The organism is Roseovarius gaetbuli (assembly GCF_900172365.1).
Taxonomy (GTDB): Bacteria; Pseudomonadota; Alphaproteobacteria; order Rhodobacterales; family Rhodobacteraceae; genus Roseovarius; species Roseovarius gaetbuli.
Genome location: NZ_FWFJ01000013.1, coordinates 1 through 24,248 on the forward strand (window position 1 = coordinate 1; position 24,248 = coordinate 24,248).

Annotated in this window: 21 protein-coding genes; 9 read left to right on the plus strand and 12 right to left on the minus strand. The window is 62.4% G+C overall.

Annotation, left to right across the window (positions count from 1 at the left end; translation table 11 throughout):
- The first annotated feature begins 225 nt into the window (after positions 1 to 225).
- The 5 genes from ROG8370_RS08375 to ROG8370_RS08395 all read left to right on the plus strand — a co-directional run bounded on the left by ROG8370_RS08375 (position 226) and on the right by ROG8370_RS08395 (position 6,669).
- Positions 226 to 1,677 (plus strand): aldehyde dehydrogenase family protein, encoded by a 1,452-nt coding sequence (locus ROG8370_RS08375; RefSeq protein WP_085826712.1) that lies wholly within the window; start codon positions 226 to 228, stop codon positions 1,675 to 1,677.
- Positions 1,674 to 2,669, plus strand: a complete 996-nt coding sequence (locus ROG8370_RS08380) for a membrane dipeptidase (protein ID WP_085826636.1) — start codon at positions 1,674 to 1,676, stop codon at positions 2,667 to 2,669. The genes ROG8370_RS08375 and ROG8370_RS08380 overlap by 4 nt, the downstream gene beginning before the upstream one ends.
- A 42-nt stretch (positions 2,670 to 2,711) precedes the next feature.
- A complete protein-coding gene (locus tag ROG8370_RS08385; RefSeq protein ID WP_085826637.1) occupies positions 2,712 to 4,265 on the plus strand; it encodes a BCCT family transporter in 1,554 nt (517 codons plus the stop codon).
- A 65-nt stretch (positions 4,266 to 4,330) separates the two neighbouring features.
- Positions 4,331 to 6,022 (plus strand): hypothetical protein, encoded by a 1,692-nt coding sequence (locus ROG8370_RS08390; protein ID WP_085826638.1) that lies wholly within the window; start codon positions 4,331 to 4,333, stop codon positions 6,020 to 6,022.
- Positions 6,019 to 6,669, plus strand: a complete 651-nt coding sequence (locus ROG8370_RS08395; protein ID WP_085826639.1) for a DUF3726 domain-containing protein — start codon at positions 6,019 to 6,021, stop codon at positions 6,667 to 6,669. The genes ROG8370_RS08390 and ROG8370_RS08395 overlap by 4 nt, the downstream gene beginning before the upstream one ends.
- Here the strand turns inward: ROG8370_RS08395 and ROG8370_RS08400 are convergent.
- A complete protein-coding gene (locus ROG8370_RS08400) occupies positions 6,666 to 7,253 on the minus strand; it encodes a riboflavin synthase (RefSeq protein WP_085826640.1) in 588 nt (195 codons plus the stop codon). The two genes, ROG8370_RS08395 and ROG8370_RS08400, sit on opposite strands and share 4 nt — an antisense overlap.
- 142 nt (positions 7,254 to 7,395) lie before the next feature.
- On the opposite strand from ROG8370_RS08400, the gene ROG8370_RS08405 reads away from it, so the two are divergent.
- The 3 genes from ROG8370_RS08405 (at position 7,396) to ROG8370_RS08415 (ending at position 11,975) form a co-directional block, all read left to right on the plus strand.
- Positions 7,396 to 8,688: a capsule polysaccharide biogenesis protein gene (locus ROG8370_RS08405; protein WP_085826713.1), complete on the plus strand. Its 1,293-nt coding sequence runs from the start codon at positions 7,396 to 7,398 to the stop codon at positions 8,686 to 8,688.
- A 97-nt stretch (positions 8,689 to 8,785) separates the two neighbouring features.
- Positions 8,786 to 9,940, plus strand: coding sequence for a polysaccharide biosynthesis/export family protein (locus ROG8370_RS08410; protein ID WP_085826641.1), 1,155 nt, complete (start codon positions 8,786 to 8,788; stop codon positions 9,938 to 9,940).
- A complete protein-coding gene (locus tag ROG8370_RS08415; RefSeq protein ID WP_085826642.1) occupies positions 9,930 to 11,975 on the plus strand; it encodes a capsule polysaccharide biogenesis protein in 2,046 nt (681 codons plus the stop codon). The genes ROG8370_RS08410 and ROG8370_RS08415 overlap by 11 nt, the downstream gene beginning before the upstream one ends.
- Positions 11,976 to 11,986: 11 nt before the next feature.
- Here ROG8370_RS08415 and ROG8370_RS08420 read toward each other — a convergent pair whose 3' ends face one another.
- The 5 genes from ROG8370_RS08420 to ROG8370_RS08440 all read right to left on the minus strand — a co-directional run bounded on the left by ROG8370_RS08420 (position 11,987) and on the right by ROG8370_RS08440 (position 17,947).
- A complete protein-coding gene (locus tag ROG8370_RS08420) occupies positions 11,987 to 13,495 on the minus strand; it encodes an AMP-binding protein (protein ID WP_085826643.1) in 1,509 nt (502 codons plus the stop codon).
- Entirely contained in the window at positions 13,492 to 14,895 is a 1,404-nt protein-coding gene (sauS, locus tag ROG8370_RS08425) for an acylating sulfoacetaldehyde dehydrogenase (RefSeq protein ID WP_085826644.1), read from the minus strand. The genes ROG8370_RS08420 and sauS overlap by 4 nt, the downstream gene beginning before the upstream one ends.
- Positions 14,896 to 14,957: 62 nt before the next feature.
- Positions 14,958 to 15,926, minus strand: a complete 969-nt coding sequence (locus ROG8370_RS08430) for a Bug family tripartite tricarboxylate transporter substrate binding protein (protein ID WP_085826645.1) — start codon at positions 15,924 to 15,926, stop codon at positions 14,958 to 14,960.
- A gap of 45 nt (positions 15,927 to 15,971) precedes the next feature.
- Positions 15,972 to 16,439 carry a tripartite tricarboxylate transporter TctB family protein gene (locus tag ROG8370_RS08435; protein ID WP_085826646.1) on the minus strand — a complete coding sequence of 156 codons (468 nt, stop codon included), beginning with the start codon at positions 16,437 to 16,439 and terminating at the stop codon, positions 15,972 to 15,974.
- Positions 16,436 to 17,947, minus strand: coding sequence for a tripartite tricarboxylate transporter permease (locus tag ROG8370_RS08440; RefSeq protein WP_085826647.1), 1,512 nt, complete (start codon positions 17,945 to 17,947; stop codon positions 16,436 to 16,438). The genes ROG8370_RS08435 and ROG8370_RS08440 overlap by 4 nt, the downstream gene beginning before the upstream one ends.
- Before the next feature lie 101 nt (positions 17,948 to 18,048).
- Between ROG8370_RS08440 and ROG8370_RS08445 the strand changes: the two genes are divergently transcribed.
- Positions 18,049 to 19,080: a LacI family DNA-binding transcriptional regulator gene (locus tag ROG8370_RS08445; protein ID WP_085826648.1), complete on the plus strand. Its 1,032-nt coding sequence runs from the start codon at positions 18,049 to 18,051 to the stop codon at positions 19,078 to 19,080.
- A 101-nt stretch (positions 19,081 to 19,181) separates the two neighbouring features.
- On the opposite strand, the gene ribD is transcribed toward ROG8370_RS08445, so the two are convergent.
- The 6 genes from ribD to rpoD form a co-directional block, all read right to left on the minus strand.
- Positions 19,182 to 20,258, minus strand: coding sequence for a bifunctional diaminohydroxyphosphoribosylaminopyrimidine deaminase/5-amino-6-(5-phosphoribosylamino)uracil reductase RibD (gene ribD / locus ROG8370_RS08450; protein ID WP_085826714.1), 1,077 nt, complete (start codon positions 20,256 to 20,258; stop codon positions 19,182 to 19,184).
- 20 nt (positions 20,259 to 20,278) lie between these two features.
- On the minus strand, positions 20,279 to 20,761 hold the full coding sequence (gene nrdR / locus ROG8370_RS08455) for a transcriptional regulator NrdR (RefSeq protein WP_085826649.1): 483 nt from the start codon (positions 20,759 to 20,761) through the stop codon (positions 20,279 to 20,281).
- A 158-nt stretch (positions 20,762 to 20,919) separates the two neighbouring features.
- Complete coding sequence (locus ROG8370_RS08460; protein ID WP_085826650.1) at positions 20,920 to 21,360, minus strand: hypothetical protein; 441 nt, start codon at positions 21,358 to 21,360, stop codon at positions 20,920 to 20,922.
- Positions 21,357 to 21,785 (minus strand): secondary thiamine-phosphate synthase enzyme YjbQ, encoded by a 429-nt coding sequence (locus tag ROG8370_RS08465; protein WP_085826651.1) that lies wholly within the window; start codon positions 21,783 to 21,785, stop codon positions 21,357 to 21,359. The genes ROG8370_RS08460 and ROG8370_RS08465 overlap by 4 nt, the downstream gene beginning before the upstream one ends.
- A 126-nt stretch (positions 21,786 to 21,911) precedes the next feature.
- Positions 21,912 to 22,199: an HlyU family transcriptional regulator gene (locus ROG8370_RS08470; protein WP_085826652.1), complete on the minus strand. Its 288-nt coding sequence runs from the start codon at positions 22,197 to 22,199 to the stop codon at positions 21,912 to 21,914.
- Positions 22,200 to 22,207: 8 nt separating this feature from the next.
- Entirely contained in the window at positions 22,208 to 24,199 is a 1,992-nt protein-coding gene (gene rpoD / locus ROG8370_RS08475; protein ID WP_085826653.1) for an RNA polymerase sigma factor RpoD, read from the minus strand.
- Between the last annotated feature and the right edge of the window lie 49 nt (positions 24,200 to 24,248).

The following is a 24,248-nucleotide window of genomic DNA, read 5'->3' on the forward strand; positions in this document are numbered from 1 at the left end:
CCTCAGAAAAATGAGCCTCCGACCCGGCTGCGGCTCATTTTTCTGAGGGTACGATCATAAAGCGATTCTTTCACGCTGAAGCGGGTCCGACTGGAAGTCGGAGGGTTTGCTCCACGGCGTGGATACTAAACTTCAATTATGCTGAATTAAATTCAACTATTTTACGTTTGTCCTGAAGTTTGATCTGTGCCCTTTTATGCGCGACGCAAGGAAAGGGATCAAACCATGGCCAAGACATATCTCAACTATATCGCCGGTGACTGGGTTGCCGGGGACGCAGAGATCGAAAACCGCAATCCGTCCGATATCAGCGACCTGATCGGGCTTTATGCGCAGGCCAAACCCGATCAGCTTGAGCACGCGCTTGACGCCGCCCGCGCCGCCCAGATCGAATGGGCCGCCTATGGGATGGAGCGCAAGCAGGCGGCACTGATGTCGATCGGCAACGAGATGATGGCACGCGCCGAAGAGCTTGGCCGCCTGCTCAGCCGCGAAGAGGGCAAGCCGCTGGCCGAGGGCAAGGGCGAGGTGTTTCGCGCCGGTCAGTTCTTTACCTATTACGCCGCCGAATGCCTGCGCCAGCTTGGCGAGAATGCCGATTCCGTGCGCCCCGGTGTCGAGGTCGATGTGCGCCGCGAACCCATCGGCACCGTCGCCGTGATCAGCCCCTGGAACTTTCCCACCGCCACCGCCAGCTGGAAGATCGCACCGGCGCTTTGCTATGGCAACGCGGTGATCTGGAAGCCCGCCAACATGACCCCCGCCTCGGCCTATGCGCTGAGCGAGATCATCTCGCGCCAGGATATCCCGAAGGGCCTGTTCAACCTCGTCATGGGGGCCGGCGGAAGCATCGGCCAGCGTCTGGTCGAAAGCCCGAAAGTGACCGCGATTTCCTTTACCGGCTCTGTGCCGGTGGGCAAGGGCATCGCAACCGCCGCGATCCAGAACCTCACCAAGGTCCAGATGGAAATGGGCAGCAAGAACGCCCTTGCGGTGATGGATGACGCCGATCTTGATCTCGCCGTCACCCTCGCGCTTGGCGGCGCCTTTGGCGGCACGGGGCAGAAATGCACCGCCTCCTCGCGCCTTGTGGTGCATGCGGGCATCCACGACGCCTTTGTCGAAAAGCTTGTCGCAGGCGCAGAGGCGATGACCGTCGGCCACGCGTTTGAGGCCGGCACACAGATCGGCCCGGTGGTCAGCGAAACCCAGCTTAACGAGAACCTCGCCTATGTCGATCTCGGCAAATCCGAGGGCGCCGAGCTTGCCTGTGGCGGCACGCGCGTTACCCGCGAAACCGAGGGCTATTACATGACCCCCGGCGTATTTCTCAACACCACCAACGCCATGCGCATCAACCGCGAGGAAATGTTCGCGCCGCTCACCTCGGTGATCAAGGTCGATGGCTATGACGAGGCGCTGTCGGTCGTCAACGACACCAACTTCGGCCTGACCTCTGGCATCGTGACGCAAAGCCTTGCGCGCGCCACGCATTTCCGGCGCAACGCGCGCACCGGGGTGGTCACCGTCAACCTGCCGACGGCGGGCACCGATTATCACGTGCCCTTCGGCGGGCGCGGCGACAGTTCGTATGGCTCGCGTGAACAGGGCCGCGCGGCGGCGGAATTCTATACCACCGTCAAGACCGCCTATATCGCAGCAGGTACGCCGAAATGAACGTGGTGATCGACGGGCTGCAATATGCCAACTGGTCGGAAAAGGTGTTCCGCGAGATGCGCGCGGGCGGCGTGGACGCGGTGCATGTCACCATTTCCTATCACGAGAATTTCCGCGAAACCGTGCTCAACTTCGAGGCCTGGAACCGCTGGTTCGAGCGTTTTCCAGAGCTGATCTTTCAGGGGTTCACCGGCGATGATGTGCGCCGCGCGAAAGAGACCGGGCGCACCGCGATTTTCTTTGGCTTTCAGAACCCCAGCCCGATCGAGGACGATATCGGGCTGGTCGAGATCCTGCACCGCCTTGGCGCGCGTTTCATGCAGCTGAGCTATAACAACCAGTCGCTTTTGGCTACGGGGTGTTACGAGGCCGAGGACCCCGGCATCACCCGCATGGGCCGTCAGGTGATCAAAGAGATGAACCGCGTCGGCCTTGTCGTCGACATGAGCCATTCCGCCGACCGCTCGACCATCGAGGCGGCCGATATCTCGACCCGCCCGATCACCATCACCCATGCCAATCTTCATAGCTGGCAGCCGGCCCTGCGCAACAAGCGCGACGATGTGATCCGCGCGGTGACGCAAAACGGCGGCATGATGGGATTTTCGCTTTATCCGCATCACCTCAAGGATAAATCCGACTGCACTGTCGACAGCTTTAGCGAGATGATCGCGCGCGCCGCGGAAACCTTTGGCGTCGCCCATTTCGGTATCGGCAGCGACCTGTGCCAGGATCAGCCCGACAGCATTGTCGAGTGGATGCGCACCGGGCGCTGGACCAAGGAGATCGACTATGGCGAAGGCTCTGCTTCTGCCCCCGGTTTCCCGCCCCAGCCCGTGTGGTTCCGCGACAACCGCGATTTCGGCAATATCCGCGAAGGGCTTGCCCGCACCGGCTTTGACGCAACCGAAGTTGACGCACTGATGGGCGGCAACTGGCTCCGGTTCTTTGACGAAAACTTCACCCCGGCAGACGCGCCGCCGGACCACTAGGGCATCCTCGCCCCCCCACGGACAACCCTTACGGAGGAATACATGTCCGACATCACCAACACGGATGCAGCCAAAGGGCAGATGCATCACATCAACAAGCCTCTGTTTGCCATAACCGGCGGCTTTATCGCGCTTTTCTGCGTGATTGCCCTGTTTGACCTCGATCTGTTGTCAAGCATGGTCGACACCGGCTTTGCCTGGTCGGCCAAGTATTTCGGCCTCTATTGGCAGCTTTTGTTGCTGGCCACCTTCCTGATCGGGCTTGTGCTTGTGGTTCTGCCCGGTGGGCGCGCGATCATGGGCGGGCTTGCCGCGCCTGAATTTCCGCTGTTCCAGTGGGGCGCGATGATCATGTGCACGCTTCTGGCCGGGGGCGGTGTGTTCTGGGCCGCTGGCGAGCCGATGGCGCATTTCCTGTCGTCACCGCCGCATTTTGGGGCCGAGGCCGCCAGTGCCGCCGCCGTAAACCCCGCGCTTGCGCAAAGCTTCATGCATTGGGGCTTTCTGGCTTGGGCGATCCTTGGCGCGCTGACCACGGTCATGCTGATGCATTACCACTATGAAAAGGGCCTGCCGCTGGCACCGCGCACCCTGCTTTACCCGGTGTTTGGCGATGCGGCGATCAAGGGGCCGATCGGTCTTATTGCCGATGCCTCCTGCATCATCGCCGTGGTGGCGGGCACCGTGGGGCCGATCGGTTTTCTCGGACTTCAGGTCAGCTATGGTCTGAACGCGCTGTTCGGCATTCCCGACGGCTTTGCCACCCAGGCGATGGTGATCCTTGCGCTTGTGGCGCTCTATACCGCCTCTGCGGCGTCGGGGCTGACCAAGGGCATTCAGATCCTGAGCCGGGTGAACGTGCTTCTTGCCGCCGCCTTGTTGGTGTTCATGCTGGTGGCCGGGCCGACGATGTTCATCTTCAAAAGCTTCTTTGGCGGCTTTGCCACCTACCTGAGCGATTTCTTCCCGATGGCGCTTTATCGTGGCGAGGCGGGTGTGTTTGGCGATCCCGGCTGGCTTGGCTGGTGGACCGTCTTCTTCTGGGGCTGGTTCCTTGGCTATGGCCCGCTGATGGCGATGTTCATCGCGCGCGTGAGTAGGGGGCGCTCGATCCGCTCTATCGTGATCATGCTGTCGATTGTGGCACCTATCGTGACCGCATTCTGGTTCACCATCGTCGGCGGCTCTGGCATTGCGTTCGAGCTGGCCAATCAGGGCTCGGTCTCGACCGCGTTTGAGGGCTTCAACCTGCCGGCCGCCCTTCTGGCGATCACCCAGCAATTGCCGATGGGCTTTATCGTGTCGGTGCTGTTCCTGATCCTGACCACGATCTTCGTGGCCACGACCGGCGACTCGATGACCTATGTGATCTCGGTTGCCATGTCCAACGAGGACCGGCCGGCCCTGCCCGTCCGCCTGTTCTGGGGCGTGGCAATGGGGGTGATGGCGATCATCCTGATCTATACAGGGGCCGGCGGTGTCGGCAAATTGCAGAGCTTTATCGTGGTCACGGCCGTGCCGGTGTCGCTTGTGCTTTTGCCCTCACTTTGGGATGCGATCCGTATCACCCTTGCCAAAGGCCGCGAGATGCGCTGACATTTCGGGGCGGCCCTTTACCGGGGCCGCCCCGTTTAAATTCAAGACCGGAAAAGGACAGGCCAATGCAACAGACCGACAGCATTCGCATCGCGCCCCGCGACCCCAATGTGGTCATGCGTCTGGCGCGGCTTGGGTCTTTTCATCAATCCCGGCTGTCGTTCATGCGCGTGCTTTTGCGCCGCCTCAAGGCCGAGAACTGGCAGTTCGAGCGCGGTGTTTTCGACATCGACGCGCGCGGCGTTGGCCGTGCGGTTTATACCGCGCATGGGCCGCAGCGCAGCTATTCGCTGATTGCCTTTGCCAATGATCTGCCGCCCGAGAAACGCTCGGACCGGGTGATTGCCACCGAATGGGACGCGACATTTACCCTGTTTGACGGCATCCCCACCCCCTCCGATCTTGACCGCCTGTCGCAAAACGTCCCCCGCCAGGAGGCCGGGCGCATCACCGAGACCGAGCTGTCGCTGAGCCGCGCCAACCGTTCGGTCCGGCTCTGGGATTACGTCGTGGATTGCCTTGCGCGCGGGCAACAGCCCGATCAGGCGCGGATTGACGATGTCGGCTATCTGATGCGCACCACCGCCGTTTATGGCTCGGGCAAGTTTGGCGCCGCGGATCGCGAAACCACCGCTGATCGCGATGAATTTCAGGCCCCCTTCCAGATCGAGATGCTGTCGGTCTTCCTGACCCGCGCCGTCGTGATGGATCTGGTCGAGCATATGGCCGCCCTGCGCGCGCCCGAGACCGCCGTGCCGCTGGCGCCCAAGCTGCGTCGCCGCTTTGGCATCGGCAATTCAACCGGGCTTGGCATGGCGCCGTTCCTGCTCAATCACCCGGCCTTGCTCAACAATTGGATCGCGGCGCGCGAAGAGGCCTTGGCCCGCATCCGCGCCCTGCCCGAGGCCACCGCAGAGGCCGCGCAGAGCTTTTGCGACTTTGCCAAGCGCGCGCGCCTGCACGCGCTAAGCTGGCAATCAGAGCACCCGATCCAGATTGCGAAACTGCACGACCTGCGCGCCGATATGGAGGCGCTGATTGCGCATTTGACCGAGGCCGACCTGACACGCGATACGCCCTGGAACCGCCTCTGGCTCTGGGGTGAAACCGCGCTTGCCGTCGAGGGGCAAGAGCTTTTGGCCTCGCTTTTGATGGAGCCCTACGGCGATCTGGTGGATGGGCTAAGCTGTTGCATGGCCGCCGATGAGGGTGCCACCTGGCGCATCGACGGGGCGATGCAGGTGAGCGATCTGCGCGCCATCACCCAAGACGTCTATGGCTGGGCGCTTGAGATCGACTGGGCCGAGCGGGACGCAACCGCGCGGGTCTGGTACACCTCCGAGGCAAAGCTTGAACCGCGCCTTGGCGAGCGGTTTGACGAGCCAATCGAACCCTATGAGCAACCGCTTTGCCCGGGGCGCGACGCCGCACGCATGTTTGCCGATCTGGCGGATTTTCCCGACGGGCCGGTGGCTGGTTTCCTGCTCAAGCACCCCGAGCATCGCCACGTGGTGCGCCGCGCCCAGATCGCCGCGCGCCTGCCCTACGCAGAAATCCGCGACAACACGATTGACGCCAGCGTTCTGCCCATCGACATGCTGCGCGCCAAGCTGTCGTTCTTCGGGGCCTGCCATTTCGATCCGCGCTCGGATCGCTGGCTGCGCATCAACATGTTTCAGCACGCGCCTTTCCCCGGTGAATTGGCGGGCGGCAATGCCGATGACTGGACCTACCCGTATCTGGAGGGCCGCGCATGACCTGGTCGCTGAACGAGATCGAGGGCCTGTCACGCAAGGCGGCGCGCGGGGCCGGGCTAAGCTGGGGATTGGCGGAAGAGGCCGGCAAGGCGACCCGCTGGCTCTGTGCGGCTGGCTTGCCGGGGGCCGAGGCCCTGGCGGGGCTCTTGCGCCAGAATGATGGCGCGGAATACGAAACCCTCTGCCCGCTTGAAGACACCGGCACATGGGCGGCCAAGGGTGGCGCGCTTTGTCCGTTGATCAGCGGCGCGGCGATTTGCGATCACGCCAAAGACATCGCAGAGGGCAAACCACTTGAGCTTGGCGAGACATCCTTTCCGCTGTTGCTTTTGCCCTATGTGGCGGCCGCCGCGCAGGAAAATGAGACCACGCTGAAGCTGGAATGGCCCGGCGTCACCGTGACCTTCGGCGCTGAGACCTGCATCAAGCAGACCATTGCCGGCGCGCTCGACCTTGACTGCACCAAAGCGGTGCGCATCGCCCTGACCAGTGCCGAGGATATTCCGCCGCTCGCGCCCATAACGCGCGGCGATATCGACCCCGAGATCGCGCAGGTCCTGAGCGCGTTCGCCCATCGCACCTATGCGCCCGACACGGCCCAAAGCCGCCTTGCCGGGGCCGGCGCGGGGCTAAGCGATAACGACTAACCCGCCTCGGCCAGCCGTGCCACGTAACGCGCCAGCGTGTCGATTTCGAGGTTGATCTTATCCCCGAGCGCCACATCGCCCCATGTGGTGACCTCTTTGGTGTGGGGGATGAAATTGATGCCAAAGTCACAGCCCGAGACCTCGTTCACCGTCAGCGACGTGCCGTTCAGCGCGACCGAGCCCTTGGAGGCGATGAAGCGCGCTAGCTCTTTGGGGGCGCGCAATGTCACGCGGGTGCTGTCGCCCTCGTCGCGCAGGCCCACCACCTCGGCCAGACCATCGACATGACCCGACACGATATGCCCGCCAAGCTCATCCCCGACCTTGAGCGCGCGTTCAAGGTTAACACGCCGCCCTTCGCCCCATGCCGAAAGGTTAGTCTTTGAGACTGTCTCGGCCGAGATATCCACCTCAAACCAATCGGGGCCAAGCGCCACCACCGTCAGACACACCCCGTCACAGGCAATCGAGGCGCCGATGTCGATACGGGTCGTGTCATACTTGGTGGCGATGCGCGCGCGCAGATCGCCGCGTTGTTCAACCTGCCGAATGCGGCCCACATCCGTGACGATGCCAGTAAACATTTAACCTGTCTCCCCTAGTCTCATGTCTTCGACCTAGCGGTGGCGCCCGCCCATGGCAAGCAAGGCGCGCATCACGGGGCTTATTTTTGCCAAAATGCTGCGCTATGAGGGGCGTGGTGAGTGGAAAAGGACAGCAAAGGCCATGACAGGTCTGACCGGGCAAAACCGCGCGTTCCTGTTTCTTCAGGGGCCGCACGGGCCGTTTTTTCAGAAACTCGGGCAGATGCTGCGCCGGGCCAATGCCGAGGTCTGGCGTGTCGGCTTTAACGCCGGTGATCAGGCGTTTTGGCGTGACCGCAAGGCCTATATCCCCTTTACCGGCTGTGCCGCCGACTGGCCCGCGACGTTCCGCCAGATCCTGAGCGACAAAAACATCACCGATATCGTGCTTTACGGCGATACCCGCCCCATTCATGCCCAAGCCGTCGAGATTGCGCGCGAGGCGGGGCTGACGGTGCATGTCTATGAAGAGGGCTATATGCGGCCCTATTGGGTCACCTATGAACGCGACGGCACCAATGGCAACTCCAGGCTGATGGAAATGAGCGTGCCGCAGATGCGCACGGCGCTGGAAAACTCGGATATGGACACCGCCCTGCCGCCGGCAAGCTGGGGCGACATGCGCCAGCATATCTTCTACGGCGCGCTTTACCACGGCTTTGTCCTGCTCGCAAACCGGCGCTATCGCGATTTCCGCCCGCATCGGGCGCTGAGCGTGCGCGAAGAGTTTCACCTTTATATCAAGCGTCTGTTGCTGATGCCGTTTCAGGCGATCGAGCGCCGCCTCGCCACCTGGCGCATCCGCCATGGCGGCTTTCCCTATCATCTTGCCCTTTTACAGCTTGAACACGACTCGTCCTTTCAGGCGCATTCGCCGTTCTCAAGCATGACCGAGTTTCTGGAAACCGTGATCGAGGGTTTTGCCCTTGGCGCGCCGCCGCATCATCATCTGGTGATCAAGGCGCATCCGCTTGAAGATGGCCGCGCCCCGATCCGCGCCGAGCTGCGCCGTCTGGTGCGTGGGCACGGGGTAAAGGGGCGGGTGCATTATGTGCGCGGCGGCAAGCTTGCACAACTTCTGGACGAGTCACGCAGCGCGGTCACCGTCAATTCCACGGCCGCGCAACAGGTGCTTTGGCGCGGCATTCCGCTGCGCACTTTCGGGCAGGCGGTCTATGCCAAACCCGAGTTCGTGAGCACCAAACCGCTGCGCGATTTCTTTGCCGGGGCCGAACGCCCAGACCGGCGCGCCTATACCGATTATCGCCGCTATCTGCTTGAAACCAGCCAAATTGCCGGCGGTTTCTACTCGGCCCAGGGGCGGCGCCAATTGCTGCGCCAAGCGGTCGATATGATGCTCGCGCCAGAAGACCCCTATGACGCGCTCAAATCCGGCACCGCGGCCCCAAGGCAACAGTTGCGGATTGTCCCCTGACCTCTGACCTCACTAACGCTGGATTTAAACTTACGATTCCTGTAGGTTGACAAAAAAAGACCGAGGCAGAACAAAAACAGGTCGAGGAGACCGAGCAGTGAAACCCCAACATTTCCGATGGGCGAAGCCCGTCGCCGCTTTGGCCATTGTGTCAATCGTCGCCTCTTGTGGCGTTCTGCCCCGTGTCGGGCCGAACAAGCGCGAGATTTACTCAGGCTCGGTTCAACGACAGGGCGACGCCTTTGTCGTGACCGTGAACGACCGCGTCACCCGTGCCACCGCTGTGCAACCCGCGCTTGGATTTACCGATGATTTCAAGAACGCAGGCCTGCTTGGGTCTGACACGATCAGCCCCGGTGACACGCTTGGCCTGACGATCTGGGAGAACGTCGATGACGGGCTTCTGGCGGGCGAGGCCACCAACCAGACCATTCTGCAAGAGGTGCAGGTTGACGGCTCGGGCTTTATCTTTGTGCCCTATGCCGGGCGTATCCGCGCCGCTGGCAACTCGCCCGAAGGCATCCGCCGGATCATCACCGCCAAGCTTGACGAGCAAACCCCCGACCCCCAGGTCGAGGTGCGCCGCCTTGCGGGCAATGGATCAACCGTGTCGCTGAGTGGCGCGGTCGGCGGGCAAGGCGTCTATCCGATCGAGCGCCCGACGCGCACCCTGTCAAGCATGATTGCCTCGGCCGGCGGTATCGCGATCGAACCCGAAGTCGCGCTGATCACCGTGATCCGGGGCGACAAGCGCAGCAAGGTCTGGTTCCAGGACCTGTTCAAATATCCGCAGTTCGACATCGCCCTGCGCGGCGGTGACCGCATTCTGGTCGAATCCGACACCCGCGCCTATACCGCGCTTGGCGCGACCGGCGCCCAGGCCCGCGTAACCTTTCAGACCCAGACCCTCAGCGCCATCGAGGCGATTGCGCAGGTCGGTGGCCTGACCACCACCGCCGCTGATCCGACAGGTGTCTTCGTGCTGCGCAACGAACCGGCGGAAATCGCCAATCAGGTGCTTGGCCGCGACGATCTCGTCGGCGCACAGCGGATGATCTATGTGCTTGACCTGACCAAGCCGAACGGCATGTTTGTCGCGCGCGATTTCGCGATCCGTGACGATGACACGCTCTATGTGACAGAGGCGCCCTTCGCCCAGTGGGCCAAGGTTATCTCGGCCCTCACCGGCACGCTTGGCGCGGTCGGCTCGTTCTCGACCGCAGGCGATACGCTTGGCGGCAGTGGACTCTGACACCGCCCGCAGATCTGACCCCGCCGGGACCACCACATCCCGGCGGGTTTTCTATTACAACGCCGGATTTCTGCGCCAACGCCGCGTGTCCCGCATCCTGTCTCTTGCGGGTTATGACCTGACGCTTGGCACGCCCGGCGCCGATGATCTGATCGCGGTCTGGGGCCACAGCCCCTATGCCCATCGCGGCGAGGCCATGGCGAGGCGCAGCGGGGCGGGGCTGATCCGTGTCGAGGATGCCTTCTTGCGCTCGGTTCATCCGGGGCGCGACGGCGAGCCGCCGCTCGGCCTTGTGATCGACCATCGCGGCGCCGCATTCGATAGCGCGCAACCCTCTGATCTTGAACATATTCTAAAGACGCTTCCGCTGGATGATACCGCCCTTTTGGACCGCGCGCGCGCAGGCATCGCGCGTCTGGCCGAGGCGCATCTGTCGAAATACAATACCTTTGATCCAAGCGCCCCCTGCCCCGATCCGGGGTATGTTCTGGTGATCGACCAGACCCGGGGCGATGCCAGCGTCACCCGTGGCGGCGCCGATGCCAATACCTTTCGCGAGATGCTCTATTACGCGCAGGAAGATAACCCCGGCGCGCGCATTCTGATCAAGACCCACCCGGAAACCGATGCCGGGCATCGTCAGGGCTATTTCAGTGCCAAGGACGAAACCGACCGCATCACCCTGTTCAGCGATCCGGTCAGCCCGTTTTCCCTGCTGGAAGGGGCGATTGCCGTGTATACCGTCACCTCGCAGCTCGGCTTCGAGGCGATTTTTGCGGGCCACCGCCCACGGGTCTTTGGCCAGCCGTTTTATGCCGGGTGGGATTTGACCGACGACCGCCATCCGATCCGCCTTGAGCGGCGCGCGCGCAGCCTGACGCGAGCGCAGCTTTTTGCCGGGGCGATGCTGCTTTATCCCAAATGGTACGACCCCTATCGCGACGAATTATGTGATCTCGACACCGCGATCAGCGCGCTTGAGGCCCAAACCCGCGCCTGGCGCGAGGATCGCAACGGCTGGGCTGCGCATGGCATGCGCCTGTGGAAACGCGCGCCGCTTCAGCGGTTTTTCGGCAAGTATCGCCGGGTGCAGTTCGCCAAATCCGTCAGGAATTCCACCAGTGCCCTGCCGGATCGCCCGGCGATGGTCTGGGCCTCCAAACCCGAGGTCGGCCCTGAGGGCGCGGTGCGTGTCGAGGATGGCTTTCTGCGCTCGCGCGGGCTTGGGGCCGATCTGGTGCCGCCGCTGTCGCTGGTCTGTGACGATCTCGGGATTTACTACGATCCGACCGGCGAGAGCCGCCTTGAGCGCCTGATTGCCGCCCGCGCCGCGCTGCGTCCGGATCAGAACCTGCGCGCCGAAACTCTGATCCGGCGCCTGACGGGGGCTGGCCTGAGCAAGTATAACCTTGGCGGGGCTGCGCCCGATCTTCCGCCCGGCCATCGCATTCTGGTGCCCGGCCAGGTCGAGGACGATGCCTCGATCCGGCTTGGCGCGGGGGCGGTCAACACCAATCTGGCGCTGCTGGAACTGGTGCGCGACAAGAACCCCGAGGCGGTGATCCTCTATAAGCCTCACCCCGATGTCGAAGCGGGTCTGCGCCCCGGCGCCATTGCCCCCGAACGCCTTGGCGCGCTTGCCGATCTGGTGGTGGGTGGTGCCGATCCGGCCGCGCTTTTGGGCGAGGTTCAAGAGGTCTGGACCATGACCTCGCTTCTGGGCTTCGAGGCGCTGTTGCGCGGGGTGCGCGTCACCACCACCGGGGCGCCGTTTTATGCAGGCTGGGGCCTGACCCGCGACCTCGGAGAGCCGCCCCGCCGGCGGCGGCGCGCGTCGCCAACGCTTGAGGGGCTGGTGCATGCCAGTTTGATTGACTACCCGCGCTATTTCGATCCCAAAACCCGCGCGGCCTGCCCGGTCGAGGTGGTCATCGACCGCCTGAGCACCGGCGATCTGCCGCGTGTCGGCACCGCCAATCGCGCCTTGGCCAAGCTTCAGGGGGTGTTTGCCTCTTACGCCGGGTTCTGGCGCTGAGGAAATGGGCGCTAGTCTGAGGGTTCCAGCGTGCCCAGTACTTCGGCCAGCTTCAGACGTTGAATTTTGCCCGAAGGGCCCTTGGGCAGCTCATCAATGATATGCACCACATCCGGCGCCTTGAACGCGCCTACACGCTCAACGCAGATTTGCCGCAAATCCCCCCCCGACACATCCGAGCCATCACGCAGGCGCACCGCCGCCTCGACGCGCTCGCCATAGCTTTTGCAGGGGCGCGCAAAGGCCGCCGCCTCGATCACGTCAGCGTGGCTGTAAAGCGCCTCGTCAATCTCGCGCGGGGCGATGTTTTCGCCGCCCTTGATGATCAATTCCTTAAGTCGCCCGGTGACATAGACATAGCCATCCGCATCAATCCGACCAAGATCGCCGGTGCGCAGCCAATCCCCGGTAAAGGTTCCGGCGGTCGCCTCGGGGTTCTTGAGGTATTCCAGCATGACATTGGGCCCGCGGATCGCGATTTCGCCTTCGACCTCGGGCAGACAAGGCCGAAGGTCAGCGCCCAAGATCGCGACCTCATTGCCATAGGCCACACCGGGCGAGCCGATCTTGCGCACCCCCGGCGGCAGCGGGTTGGACAGGATTTGCGCCGCCGTTTCCGTCAGGCCCATGGTTTCCACGATCGGCACGTCAAAGCGCGTCTCGAACGCGGTCTGCACATCCGGCGCGAGCGCCGATGAGGCCGAGCGCCCAAAGCGCAGCCGCTGCCGGGTGATCGCATCGGGGTCATTGGCGCCGTGCAACAGGTGGCTGATGATCGTGGGCACGACCGAAAACCACGTCGCCCCGGATGCCCCGGCATCGGCCCAGAACTGACCGGCGGAAAACTTCGGCGACATGGCGATCGAGCCCCCCGACACAAGCGCGCCCATGACCGAGACGCACAACCCGTTGATATGATAGATCGGCAAGACGCAAAGCCCGCGATCCACGGGGCGCAAGCCATGCGCGATGCTCGTGGTCCAGCCACCGGCCAACAGGCTGGCGTGGGTGTGCACCACGCCCTTGGGCCGCCCCGTGGTGCCCGAGGTATACATCAAAAGCGCATGATCCTGCGGACCCACATCGTGAAGCACCGTCGCCGCCGGGATCGCCCCCGCCACAAAGCGGGTCATCGCCGCGGGTTTGGCGGCGTCAAACAGCTCGGCGGCGCTTTCGTGCACGAAAGCGGTGCGCGCGTCGCTGTGCTCAAGCGCATAGGCAATCGCGTCGCGCCCGGCGGCAAGGTTGATCATCGTCGCGCGAAACCCGCCGTAAAGCGCGCCGTAAAGCGCGATGACGCCTGCGCGCCCGTTGGGGTGCAGGATGGCGACGCTCTCGCCCTTGGCATGGCCCGCCATGCTCAGCTGCGAGGCGATCTGCGCCGCTTCGGCGCGCAACTCGGACCAGCGCAGGGTCGCGCCGTCGTCGGTAAAGATGAAGGCAATGCCATCCTCGCCCGCGCGATGATCAAGCCAATCGCGCACCGTGCCTTTTGGCGGGGTGTCCTGGTCCAGTCTCATCGCCCCGCCACGTCCCAATAGGCGGCGAAGATATCCTCGACCTTGGGTTCGCGCGGCGGAATTTCGCGGATCACCTTGGTGGTCTGCATGAAGTGTTTCCAATGCAGGTTGTCATCAATCGAATTGCCACCCCAGCTTCCACAGCCCATCGAGAGCGAAAACGGCATGCCGTTGTTGAAGGCCCCGCCGGTGGCAAAGCAATGCGCCTGGTTGACGATCACCCGACAGGTCGGAATGACCTGACCAATCGCAATCGCGCGCGCGTCAACGGTGGAATGCAACCCGACAGAATGCCCTGCCCCCTGATGGGCCAGAATGCGCGCTGTGATCGCCATCGCATCCTCGAAATCGCGCGCCCGGTACAAGGCCGCCACCCGCGACAGCTTTTCGCCAGAAAGCGGATGTTCGGGGCCGATGCCGGTGGTCTCGACCGCGAGGAATTTGGTGTCGGCGGGCACCTCGCCCGCCATGCCAAGCGCCGCGAGCATCTTGTCGGCGTCCTGCGCAATCACCGCGCGGTTGAGGTGGCCGTCGGGCCAGAGCTTGGACACGATTTTCACCACGTCCGTCACATGCGCCCCGCCGGTCATGGCAAGCTCGGCCATGAACGGCTCAAAGATCGCATCAACCACCACGATGGCGTTTTCCGAGCTGCACGAGGTCGCGTTGTCAAAGGTCTTGGAGGCGGTGATTTTCTCGGCGGCGGCGCGCAGATCAGAGGTTTCATCGACGATCACGGTGACATTGCCGGCCCCGACCGCAAGGGCCGGCGTGCCCGAGGTATAGGCGCGTTTGACGTTGTTTTGCGAGCCGGTGACGACGATCAGATCGCTGATCTCAAGCAGGCGCTGCGTCTTGTCCTTGGAGCCCGGCGCCGGCACCATCTGGACAAGGTCATGATCCTCGCCGATCTTGTCGAACTCGGCGTGGATATAGCCCAAGAGAACCTCGCAGGCGGGCACGCCCTTGGGCGAGGGCGACAGCACGATTGCATTGCCGCATTTCAAAGCGTTGATGATATTGTTGGCCGGCGTCGCCGCCGGGTTGGTCGAGGGCACCACCGCGCCGATCACCCCCATCGGGCGGGCGATGGTGGTAATGCCGGTTTCGTCATCCTCGGCGATCACGCCATAGGTCTTGGCCTGCGCGATATCGCGCATCAAGCCAAGCGTCTTGCGGTGGTTCTTGATGATCTTGTCGGCCACATTGCCAAGGCCGGTGGTTTCAACCGCAAGCTCTGCCAGGTGGCGGTTGCGGGCGGGTTCCATGATGGCCCATGCGGCGGCCTGTGCGGCGCGATCATAGCGCGCCTGCGAGCCGTTCGCCTCATAGGCCTTTTGGGCCGCATGGGCACGGGCGACGATGGCATCGACTTGGGCAATTGCATCAGGGGCATTCATGATTTTCGGTCCTTGGTCAGAGGAACCCCCCACCCCGTAACGGGGGGTGGGGGGCAGTGGTTTCAGAGGCCTGCAAGCAGCTCTTTGAGGGTCGCCGCGCGGTCGGCCCACATCTGCTTGACCTCGTCGCGGGTCATCACCTTCATCGGCGAGCCGCCCGCTTTCATCTTGTCGGCAACCTTGCCGTTCTCGAACATCGCGGGCACCGTCGCGGCCAGCTTTTCGATCACGTCTTCGGGTGTGCCCTTGGGCACCATGATGCCGCGAAAGTTGACCGAAGCGTTGTCGATGTCATAGCCCTGCTCCTTGAGCGTCGGCACGTCGGGCAGGAACTCGTTGCGCTCAAGATCGAACACGCCGAGGATCTTGACGTTGCCCGCCTGTTCGGCGCGGAAGGCATCCGAGAGGTTGTTGATCCCGCCCATGACTTCGCCTGCGATGACGGCCTTCATGGCGCCGGCGCCGCCCTTGTTGTTCGGGATATAGGCCATCTTGACGTCCGCCGCCTTTTCAAGCTGAAGCGCCGCGATGTGGTGCCCCACGAAAAGACCCGCGCCCGAGAAGGTCAGCTTGCCGGGGTTTTCCTTGGCGAAGGCAACCACATCCTGCATCGAGGTGAAGTCGCTGTCGGCCCCGACCACAAAGACCGCCGGATCGGCGCCCCAGTTTGCAATCGGCTCAAAGCTGTCGGTGGAATACTCGACCCCGCCCTTGATCGACTGAGCGATAAAGTGCGGCACGTTATAGGCGCCAAGCGTATAGCCGTCGGCATCGGCCTGCGTGGCCAGCCAGTTCCAGCCGACACGCCCGCCGGCCCCCGGCTTGTTGAGGATCGCGATGGGCATGCCAAGTGCATCCTCATTGCCCGCCGTCATGGTGACGATGCGCGCCTGAAAGTCGGTGGCGCCGCCGGCACCATAGCTGACCATCATCATGACGGGGCGTTCGGGGTAATTTTCGGCGCCCTCTGCGGTTGCTGTGGTGGTCAGGCCCATAAGGGCGATTGCGGCCCCTGCTAGCAGTTGTTTCATTGGTTGGTTCCTCCCTGGGATGATGAATTCTGCCGCTGTTACGGTTCAGAAGAATATCTCTCGCGGTGTGTACACTTTTAGAAGTTTTGCGAAGAGACCGTACATGACGGCCACGAAACAGGCCGTTATGAAAAGACGTTTGAGCCATGATTTCACCTCGCGGTGCGAGGCCGGGTCATAAAGGCTCAGCAGGATGAAAAAGGCGATCGGGGTGGCGGTATAAAACCCAAGCCCCTTGGCCGCCCAAAAGATATAGATCAGCGTCACGATCAGGCCCGGCGTCAGGTTTGCCATCTGGCTTATTGAAATGCCATTGCCGACCTTGGTCCAGCCAAGACAGGCCTTGCCAAAGGTCCAGAGCGCAAGAACCACGAACACCGTGGCGATCAGGCGCGGAAACAGGAACGCCTCGGAGGGTTGCTGGGTATAGCTCACATAGGCGACCCAGAGGCCGACAGCGGCCACGATGCCAGAGCCGATAACATTCTGAAGACGCGGCAGGTTCGGGGTCATGCCATGATCTCCTCTTTGCTGGTATAGCGCCGGGTGCGCAGCTCCATGTAGGCGGAATAGAGAACCGACAGGATCACCACCGCAATCAGGAAGATATTGAGCGGCCCGACAAGGAAATAGGGCCCAAGCCCGTCAGTGGCGCGCGCAATCATCGCGCCCTGGATAAAGTTGGCCTCGGCGATCGGCCCGAGGATCAGACCAAGCACCAGAGGGGCGGCGGAAAAGCCGAAGCGTTCGAGGAAATACATCATCACCCCAAGGGCTGCCATGACATAGACATCGCCCATGCTCGATTGCACCGAATAGCTCCCAAACACGGCCAGACCAAGCACCACCGCCGCCATCACCGATTGCGGCACCTGCGCGACCCGCGCCGCCATGCCCGCCACGTAAAGCCCGAAGACGCACATCAAAATCTGCCCGATCAGCATCGAGTTGATAAAGGTCCAGGCCACATCGGGGTGATTGTCAAACAAATCAGTGCCCGGAAAAATCCCGTGGATCAACAGCCCGCCAAGCAAGACGGCGGCGGTCGGCGAACCGGGGATCGACAGCGTCAGAAGCGGCACGAGGCTCGGACCGACCATGGCGTTATTGGCGGCCTCGGCTGCGATCACGCCCTCGGGGTGGCCGGTGCCGAACTTGTCGCGATCGGGGCTGAACTTCTTGGCCTGATCATAGGCGACAAGCCCCGCGATCTGACCGCCGACACCGGGGATAAGGCCGATGATCGAGCCGGTGATCGTGCCGATCCCCATGGCGCGCTTGTTGCGCATCAATTCTTTCATTGCATCAAGGATCGAGTGTTTTTGCACCGTGATCACCTCGGCGCCGTCATTGCGACGGCCCTTGGCGAACATGGTGATCACCTGCGGGATCGCGAACAGGCCGATCAGCGCCGCGATGATGTTGATGCCGCCACCAAGCGAGGGGTGAAAGATAAAGCGCTGCGCGCCCATGATATCGTCAAACCCGATGGTCGAGAGCCACAGCCCGATACAGCCCGACAACAGCCCCTTGACCACCGAGCGGCTGTCAAGCGTGCCGATCACCGTCACCCCGAGGATCGCCAGCCAAAACAGGTGGCTCGGCCCAAAGGCCAGCGCCCATTTCGCCAGCACCGGCGTCAGGAAGATCAGCAACATCACCCCAAAGACGCCGCCCACCGCAGAGGACAGGAAGCTGAGCTGAAGCGCCTTGGCGCCCTCGCCCTTTTGCGCCATCGTGTGCCCGTCAAGGGTTGTGGCGATATTGGCCGGGGCGCCGGGAATCTTGAGCAGGATCGCCGAAACCGCGCCCCCGGCGACGGTCGAGGTATAGGCCGCCCCCAACAGGATAAGCCCCTGCGCCGCCTCAAGCTGAAAGGTGAAGGGGATCAAAAGCGCCACCGCCATGGTCGGCGACAGGCCGGGCGTCGCCCCAAGGATAAGCCCCCCGATGGTGCCAAGCATCAACAGCGCGAAATTGATCGGCGTGAAGACGTCACCAAAATAATAGAGGAATTCCATCAAGGCCTCCCAACCCGTTTGGACAGATATTGACTTCTTAGGCTAGGGGATGAAAATAGTTTTGCAAACGTTTTCATAAAATCGTGCATTGGGCGCCCTAAATGGCTGATAAAAATAATGGAAATGCAGATATCGTCGCCGTCGCCAAGGCTGCGAAGGTGTCGATCTCGACCGTCTCGCGCGCCTATAACCACCCCGAGCTGGTCAAACCGGCGACTCGCAAGAAGATCGACGCCGCCGTGCGCCGCCTTGGCTATATCCGCAACCGCGCGGCCCAGACGATCCACGGCATTCGCAGCGGCACCATCGGATTGGTGGTGCCGACGATTGATCACGCCATCTTTGCCGAGGTGATTCAGGCCTTCTCGGACGCAGTCGAGCCTTATGGCTTTACCCTTCTGGTGGCCTCGCACGGCTATGACCTTGAGCGCGAGTATGGCGCGTTGCGCAAGTTTCTCGAACACCGCGTCGACGGGCTTGCGTTGATCGGGCTTGATCATTCTGCCGAAAGTTACAACCTGATCCAGCGACAGGACATTCCCGCGATTTCGATCTGGAACTATGACAAGACCTCGATCCTGCCCTGTGTCGGGGCCGACAACCGCCACGCCGGGGAATTGGCCGCGCGCCACCTTGTCGATCTTGGCCACCGCGACATCGGCATGGTCTTTCCCCCGACAAGGGACAACGACCGCGCCCGCGACCGCCAGCAGGGGGCGATGTCGGTGCTGGCCGACCTGCCGCGCGCCACGCCGAAGGAATGGATTGTCGAAACCCCCTATAGCATCGCCGACACCAAAGAGGCGGTCACCCGCATGCTAAGCCAGCCCGCGCTGCCGACGGCCATTTTATGTGGCAATGATGTTCTGGCGGTCGGGGCGATTTATGCGGCGATGCGCTGTGGTCTCAGGGTGCCGGATGATATTTCCATCATCGGGATCGGCGATTTCAAAGGCTCCCGCGAGATGGAGCCGGGATTGACCACCGTCCGCCTGCCCGCGCGCACCATTGGCGAGCTGGCCGGCAAAGAACTGGCCCGGCTGGTGACCAAGGAAAGTTCAGAAATTCAACGCACTAGCTGTGATATCTCTGTGGTCGCGCGCAAGACCTGTCGCAGGGTCACGGGCGTTTAGAGCATGTTGCTCAAAAGTGGGAACCGGTTTTGAGCGTCGACAACATGCGGACTCAATATGTCAGAGCATGTCGTGTGAATTTTGAGTGAACACGACACGCTCTAGGATCTGCTCCGCTGCCAGCGGTGCATCACGTCGCCGCCCACGTCGCGGGTCTCGATCAGGGTAAAGCGTCGCGCCTCTTCGAGCCGCGCCAGCCCCAATGCGCCCACGCCCGGCAGGCCCTCGGCGCCAATCGCAAGCCCGGCGGTAAAGCCGACCAACTCGTCCACAAGCCCGGCCGACAAGAGCGAAGCGGCCAGCGACCCGCCGCCTTCGCAAAACACCCGCGTCAGGCCCCGCGCGCCAAGTTCGCCCAGAACCGAGGCCATATCCATCTGTCCCGCGCGCACACCACAGGGCAAAAGCCGCGCGCCGATGCCGGTCCAGGCCTCGGTCAGGGCGGCGTCGGCCTCGGGGCCATGACAAAGCCAGAGCGGCACATCCTTGGCAGTGCGCGCCAGGTTGGACATCAGCGGCACATCAAGACGGCGCGACACCACCACGCGCACCGGCTGACGACGCGCGCCCATGTCGCGCACGTTCAACGTCGGGTCATCGGCGCGCGCCGTGCCCGCCCCCACCATGACCGCATCGTGACGCGCGCGCAGACCATGCACCGCGCGCCGCGCGGCCGGGCCGGTGATCCATTGGCTGTGGCCGGTGGCGGTGGCAATGCGCCCGTCAAAAGAGGTCGCAAGCTTGAGCGTCAGCCAGGGCCGCCCCAATTCGTTGCGCATAATGAACCCGGCCAGATCGCGCCCGGCCTCGTCGGCCATCACCCCGGTGGTGACCTCAATGCCCGCAGCGCGCAACATCGCAAAGCCGCGCCCCGAGACCCGCGCATCATTGTCGTCGAACGGCGCGACGACGCGTGCGATACCCGCGTCGATCAAGGCCTCGGCGCAGGGCGGCGTTTTGCCATGGTGGGCGCAGGGTTCAAGCGTGACATAGGCGGTGGCGCCACGCGCCGCCTCGCCCGTTTGCGCAAGCGCGCGCGTTTCGGCGTGGGGCCGCCCGCCCGGCGCGGTCCAGCCCCGCCCGACGATCCGGCCCTCGCGCACGATCACACAGCCCACGGCAGGATTGGGAAAACACTGGCCCTGCCCCCGTCGACCAAGCGACAGGGCCAAGGCCATAAAGCGCGCGTCAGGCCCCCTCACGCGTCCGGTTTGGGGTTGGTGACGGCATCTTCGGGGCGCAACTCACTGACAAACTTGTCAAAATCATCCGCCGCCTGAAAGTTCTTATAGACGCTGGCAAAGCGCACATAGGCGACGGTATCGATCCGCGCCAGGCTTTCCATCACGATCTCGCCCACGGTTTTCGAGGGGATATCGGTCTCGCCCATGCTCTCTAGCCGCCGCACGATGCCGCTGATCATCTGTTCGATACGATCGGGATCAATCGGGCGTTTCTGAAGTGCGATCCGGATCGAGCGTTCAAGCTTGTCCCGGTCGAAATCTTCGCGTCGGCCATTGGTTTTCACCACCACCAGATCGCGCAGCTGCACGCGTTCATAGGTCGTGAAACGGCCCCCGCAGGCCGGGCAAAACCGCCTGCGCCGGATCGAAACATGATCCTCGGCGGGGCGTGAATCTTTTACCTGAGTGTCAATGTTTCCGCAAAACGGGCAGCGCATCGGCCGTCCCCCTTTTCTGTCCTTGCCTCTGTGATCATGGGTCTGTCGCCCAAGTTATCCACAGCCACTATAGGACAGCCGCAAGGTTTTGGGTAGAGGGGATTTGCAGCCCCCACATCATGCGAGACCTTCCGTGGTTTTCAGGACTCGCGCCGCGCTTAATAGGTGAATTCAACGGTCCCTGCGCGACATTTCAGATGGGCAATCTCGCCTTCGCCATCCTGCAAGACGATCACACCACCGAACCGACTATCGGGGGCGTCGCGGGTCGCGGCATCCATCCGGTCAAACCCGCCATAGACCTCATAGACCACATCATTGTTGCGCAGGCGCATCGCCTCCCAGATGGTGCGCCCGATGCCGGGCCAGGGCGTGTGGGTCGCCCCCGCGCCCATCGCCAGGCCAAGCGCCAGCTCCGGCATGCCGCCCTTGGGGCCAAAGCGGTAAGTGGCCTGCTTTTCGTTCCAGCACAGCTCCAACGTCTTGCCGCCACGCTCCATATCGCAGCGCAGAAAGAGCGTCTGATCTTGCACGCATACGGCCAAAACCGGGCGCGCCAAGAGGCACAGAGCAAGGCTAGCAGCGAAAATCCGGGTCATGATCGCTCCTTTGCCGGGGAAAGCGCAAGGTGGCCCACCACCTCGCGGGACTGCGGGGCGTCGCGATGTTCAAAGAGGTAAATCCCCTGCCAGGTGCCAAGCGCCATGCGCCCGGCAATCACCGGGATCGACAGGCTGACCGGCATCATCGCCGCCTTGATATGGGCAGGCATATCATCGGGGCCCTCATAGGTATGGGTGAGATAGCGCATCGACGGATCGGTGGTCGGCGGCACCAGCCGCGCGAAAAAGGCGCGCAGATCGGTCTGCACCTCCGGGTCGGCGTTTTCCTGAACCAGAAGACTAGCCGAGGTGTGGCGGATGAACAGCGTCAAAAGCCCGCTCCCGCGCACCCATACCGCCACCTGATCGGTGAACTCGTAAAGGCCCTGGCCACGGGTCGGAATATGAAAGCTGGTGTGCATCCCCCCAAGCTGCGCCAGTTTCTGGCCAGGCTCAAGCCATTAAAAAACGCGCCACCCTTTGGGGCAGCGCGCATCTGTCCTTGGCCGGTGCAACGTGGGTTTCACCCACCCTACGGGCTTGGCGGATCAGCGGAAAATCCGCTCGCCCTGTTCGTCGATGACCTGTTTCGCCTTGCGCACCGAAAAGGCGGCGGCATCGTCCATGTTGAGGATCGCATCCGCGCGCAGAAGCTGATGCACCTTCACCTCGCCGACAATCTCTTTTTCGATGCGCGCCCCGACGCGGTAACCGCCCTCACCGGGCTGCGGCTCGGGAAAGATCACAAACCCCTTGTAGGTTTCCGCCTCGGGTGCGGGCTTGGCCATACTCTTGCCACTGCCACTGCCGCCGAACAATTTAGACCAAAGCGACATGCTGCGCCCTATTGATCCAGGAACGACCGAAGCTTGCGCGAGCGGCTCGGGTGCTTGAGCTTGCGCAGCGCCTTGGCCTCGATCTGGCGGATACGTTCGCGGGTCACGCTGAATTGCTGGCCGACCTCTTCGAGGGTGTGATCGGTGTTCATGCCGATGCCAAAACGCATCCGCAAAACCCGCTCTTCGCGCGGCGTAAGCGAGGACAGAACCCGCGTTGTGGTTTCCTTGAGGTTGTCCTGAATCGCCGAATCCAGCGGCAGGATCACGTTCTTGTCTTCGATGAAATCGCCAAGCTGGCTGTCTTCTTCGTCGCCAATCGGGGTCTCAAGCGAGATCGGCTCCTTGGCGATTTTCATCACCTTGCGCACTTTTTCAAGCGGCATCTGGAGCTTTTCAGCCAGTTCCTCGGGCGTCGGTTCGCGGCCGATTTCATGCAGCATCTGGCGGCCGGTACGCACCAGCTTGTTGATGGTCTCGATCATATGCACCGGAATACGGATGGTGCGCGCCTGATCGGCGATGGAGCGGGTGATCGCCTGACGGATCCACCAGGTGGCATAGGTCGAGAATTTATAGCCGCGGCGATATTCGAATTTATCCACCGCCTTCATCAGGCCGATGTTGCCTTCCTGAATGAGATCAAGGAATTGCAGGCCGCGGTTGGTGTACTTCTTGGCAATCGAGATCACCAGACGCAGGTTTGCCTCGACCATCTCCTTCTTGGCCTGACGCGCCTCTTTCTCGCCCTTCTGCACCTGGTTCACGATGCGGCGGAATTCCGAGATATCAAGGCCGACATATTGCCCGACCTGCGCCATGTCAGAGCGCAGCTCGGTTACTTTCTCGGGCGAGCGCTCCATGAACATCTGCCAGCCGCGACCCGGCTTTTTCGCCATGTCATCGACCCAGTTGGGATCAAGTTCGCGACCGCGATAGGCCTCGACAAATTCGCTGCGGTTGATGCGGGCCTGATCGGCGAGCTTCACCATCGCGCTGTCGATCTGCATGATCCGACGGTTGATGCCGTAAAGCTGATCGATCAGCGCTTCGATCCGGTTGTTGTGCAGGTGAAGCTCGTTCACCAGCTCGACAATCTCCGAGCGCAGCGTCTGGTAGGTGACTTCCTGCCCCTTGCTGAACGAGCCGTCCTCGTTGAGGGTGGCCGAAATCCGGCTGTCCTGCATTTCCGAGAGCTTGACGTAATCATCCGCGATCCGGTCCAGCGTCTCAAGCACGCGCGGCTTGAGGGCGGCCTCCATCGCGGCCAGGCTCATGTTGGCCTGTTCGTCCTCGTCGTCGTCATCGTCATTTGCAATCGGGTTGCCATCGGCGTCAAGCTCGGGCTGATCGGCCCCAGCAGCGGGCGCCGCGCTCGGCGCGGTGCCGACATTGGCGGCCTCGACGACGGGTTCGCCGCCCTCTTCATCGCCAAGCTGATTGCCGAATGTCGCCTCAAGGTCGATCACATCGCGTAGCAGAATGTCTTCGCCCAAAAGTTCGTCGCGCCAGATCGTGATCGCCTGAAAGGTCAGCGGGCTTTCACAAAGCCCGGCGATCATCGTGTTGCGCCCGGCCTCGATCCGCTTGGCAATCGCGATTTCGCCTTCGCGGCTCAGAAGTTCGACACTGCCCATCTCGCGCAGGTACATGCGCACCGGATCGTCGGTACGATCAAGCTTTTCCTCTTTGCCAGAGCCAAGAGTGATCTCGCCGCGACGCCCGACCTCGGCCAGGGCAGTGGTGCGGTTATCGTCTTCTTCGGCCTCTTCCGCCTCGATGATATTGATGCCCATTTCGCTGAGCATCGACATAACGTCTTCGATTTGTTCAGAAGATACCTGATCAGGAGGCAGAACTTCGTTCAGCTGATCATAGGTTATAAAGCCTTTTTCACGCGCCTCGGCGATCATTTTCTTGACCGCGGCCTGGCTCATATCAAGCGAGACTTCGGATTCCGAATTGTCGGGCTTTTGGTCGTCGGTATCTTTGGCGGCCATGAAAGACTCCTGATCTATGAACGGGACGGGTGATTCGGTTAAAACGAAT